This window comes from Micromonospora sp. Mcm103 (assembly GCF_024519755.1).
In the GTDB taxonomy this organism is placed as follows: domain Bacteria; phylum Actinomycetota; class Actinomycetes; order Mycobacteriales; family Micromonosporaceae; genus Micromonospora; species Micromonospora aurantiaca.
This window is the reverse complement of the sequence record NZ_JALJRJ010000046.1, coordinates 1-3,235: the sequence shown is the minus strand read 5'-3', so window position 1 is coordinate 3,235 and position 3,235 is coordinate 1. Positions and strand designations below refer to the sequence as shown.

Sequence of the window (3,235 nt, the reverse complement as noted above, 5' to 3'; positions counted from 1 at the left end):
CAGCGGGAGGTCGGCGACCGCGCCGGCGAAGCCACCACCCTCACCAACATCGGCAACGTGCACGACGGACTCGGAGACCGGCAGCAGGCCCTGACCTACTACCAGCAAGCCCTGCGCATCCACCGCGACGTCGGCAACCGCGCCGGCGAAGCCACCACCCTCAACAACATCGGCCGCGTGTACAACGGACTCGGAGACCGGCAGCAGGCCCTGACCTACTACCAGCAAGCCCTGCCCATCCGACGGGAAGTCGGCGACCGCGCCGGCGAAGCGGTCACGCTCAACAACATTGGCGCCGTCCGGTTTCATCAGGGCGATCCGGTTGGGGCGATGAACGCCTTTAGTGAGGTGCTTGAGATCTTTCGTGTCGTGGGTGATCGGGGTTCCGAGGCGGTGGCGAGCTTCAACATGGCTGTTCTGCTCCTGCAGATGGCGCGGGTGGATGACGCCGTCGACTTCCAGCGCCGGGCCATCGGTCTGGCTGAGCGGACGGGTCACCCAGCGCTGCATGAGATGCGAGCGTTCCTCATCGAGCTTCAGCAAGCGAGGAGGGGTTAGGCGATGGGCACTGCCACCGTTGAGGTGTCGGGAGCGCAGGCCACGCAGTGGGCCGCGGAACTCCACGCCGTTCTCACCGTGAACGCCCAGCCCGGCGACAAGGTGTCACCTGTTGAGGTGGCTCGGTCCGCTGAGATGGTCATCGCTGTGATCGGGCTGGTGTTCGCCGGGGTCGGCACGGCCAAGACGATCTGGGACTGGTGGCACTCCCGCCGCCAGGGAGGGGTGACTGTCACGATCCTGCTCAGCGACGGCACCCGGCTCAACCTGTCCGACGTCAGCCAGGACCAGCTGGAGATCGTCTTCCGGCAGGACGAATCGCAGTAGCACTGAAGGGCGGAGACAACCGGAGTGAGCCAGATGAACATGTTGGAGCTGGAGATCTTCGAGCAGACCTCCAGCTACTGCGAGCTGCGCCTGTCCACCGGCGAGGGCCCGCCGAAGACCCGTGGTCTGGACAAGATCGCAGTCGATCACCTGATCGAGCTCGTGGAGCGTGATTACAGCCAGCACGCGATCGCCCAGAAGGTGTTCGGCTCACCGCAGCTGGGCGACCTCGGCGCGAAACTGGCCGTCTTCCTCGACGGCGACGAGCGGTGGCTGACCGCGGTCCTGAATCGCCCGCCGGGCGTCACGCTGCGAATCACCGCGGAGCAACGGCTACGCCACTTGCCCTGGGAACTGCTGTGCAGAGACGGCTCGTTCCTGACCGTCTCCGGCCCTGCGCCGCTGCTGCCGGTACGGGCCGTCGGCGCCGGTACGACCCTGCAGACGCCTGTCATCCCGGGTAACCGGCCGCTGCGGGTGCTGTTCATGGCGACCTCTCCGGAGGGCGTCGAGCCCGTGCTGAACTACGAGGCGGAGGAAGCGGCCATCCTGTCGGCGACCTCCCGTACTGGCACCGACCTAGTCGTCGAGGAAAGCGGCACCCTGGAAGGACTCCGTTTCCTCAGCCGCGACTACGGCGAGGGGTACTTCGACGTCCTGCATCTGAGCGGCCACGCCACCATCGACAACGGGCAGCCCACCTTCGTGGTGGAAAACGAGTTCGGCGGGGTCGCCTCCGCCACCGCTGACCAGATCGCCCAGGCCATGGCCGGGCACTGGCCCCGACTGGTCTTCGTCTCCGGCTGCCTCACCGGCAATGCCCCCGACCGGGGTGCGTTTCCCTCGATGAGCGAAAGCCTGGTCCGCGCCGGAGCCCCCGCTGTGCTCGGGTGGGCGCTGCCGGTCGGCGACGTCTCCGCGACCGACTTCGCCGCCGAACTCTACCGGGCCCTCGCCAGCGGGGAGCCCCTCGACCAGGCCATCATCGAGGCCCGCCAGCACCTGTACACGAACAAGCGCGGCAACTGGCACCTACTCCGTGTCTACGCCGACAGGTCCCCTCTCGCCTCGATGGTCACACCTCTGAACACCAAAGGGCGTGCACGAATCCAGGTCCGGCCCGCCGACCAGGAGTTCCTCGACCCCCAGACCCAACTGTCCCGGGTCGCCGCCCGCGCCGCGTTCGTCGGCCGACGCCGCGTCATTCAGCGCTGCCTACGCACCCTCAAACAACCCCCCGGCAGCCAGGGTGCGGCCGAGGCCCTCGTCCTGCACGGCATGGGCGGGCTCGGCAAGAGCAGCCTCGCCTCCCGGTTGCTGGAACGCATACCAACCCACCAACGCGCCGTTTGGTACGGCCGCGTCGACCTCACCAAATTCCGGGAACTCACCACCAAGATCCTGTTTCCTACTGTGGAGCAGCACATCGAGGCGGTCAAACTGCTTGACACCGACTATGCCCCACTCGCCGTCAGACTGCGTCATCTGCTGGACGTCGACGGCCCGCTCGGCCAGACCTCCTGCCTGTTCGTGTTCGACGACTTCGAGGACGGCAACCTCGACGAACGCGATGGCAGCCACGTGCTCTCCCCGGCGATGGCCGATATCCTCCCGGCTCTGCTCACCGCCATTCGCGATACCGGCAGCCCCAGCCGGGTCATCATCACCAGCCGTTACCGGTTCCCCACACCCCCGGCAACCCGCGTCGTCGTCGAGTCACTCGAAACCCTCACCGCTATCGAGCAGACCAAGAAGATCACGAATCTGCCGAACCTGCGCCCCAGCTCTCCTATCGACCCCACCATCCGGACCCGCGCCATCGAGGCCGCGGCCGGCAACCCCCGCCTGCTCGAGTGGCTCAACCTGATCGTCGCCGACACCACCCTCGACGTCGACGGCATCATCACCGCCATCGAGAACGAAGCCGACCGATTCCGCCGCGAAACCATCCTCGCGACCAACCTCCTCAGCTCCCAGCCCTCCGAACTGCAGAAGATGCTCGCCAAGGTCAACGTCGTCGAACTGCCCGTGCCTGCAGAGACCGTCCATACCATCCACGACCACCCCGACGCCGCCAGCCACATCGAACGCGCCGCCCAGCTCGGCCTGCTCGAAGAAGGCACCGACCCCGAAACCCGTCGGCCCCGCTACTACGTCTCCAACGTGCTGCGCCCCCTCATCCGCCCCCTGCTCAGCGACGACGAAACCACCCAAGCCTGCGCCGCCGCCGCACGATCCCTGCACAGCATCTGGATCACCGCCCCCGTTCCGCCCGGCTCCCCGTCATGACCTCCCTCGCCCAGGCGGTGGAGGTGCACCGGCTGGCGGTGGCCGGTCGGGAACCGGTCAT

General features: G+C 67.2%; 3 protein-coding genes. All 3 read left to right on the top strand.

The genetic code is table 11. The features are described 5' to 3' along the window. Positions 1-558, top strand: a 558-nt coding sequence (locus OC439_RS30090) for a tetratricopeptide repeat protein (RefSeq protein WP_262016368.1), incomplete at its 5' end; no start/stop codon positions are given. Between the two features lie 3 nt (positions 559-561). Further along, positions 562-885: a hypothetical protein gene (locus OC439_RS30085; RefSeq protein WP_113974841.1), complete on the top strand. Its 324-nt coding sequence runs from the start codon at positions 562-564 to the stop codon at positions 883-885. Between the two features lie 33 nt (positions 886-918). Continuing rightward, complete coding sequence (locus OC439_RS30080) at positions 919-3,174, top strand: CHAT domain-containing protein (RefSeq protein ID WP_262016369.1); 2,256 nt, start codon at positions 919-921, stop codon at positions 3,172-3,174. Positions 3,175-3,235: the final 61 nt, after the last annotated feature.

Coding starts and splice junctions, on each gene's coding strand:
- OC439_RS30085 (WP_113974841.1), top strand. CDS start 562: ATGGGCACTGCCACCGTTGAGGTGTCGGGAGCGCAGGCCACGCAGTGG.
- OC439_RS30080 (WP_262016369.1), top strand. CDS start 919: ATGAACATGTTGGAGCTGGAGATCTTCGAGCAGACCTCCAGCTACTGC.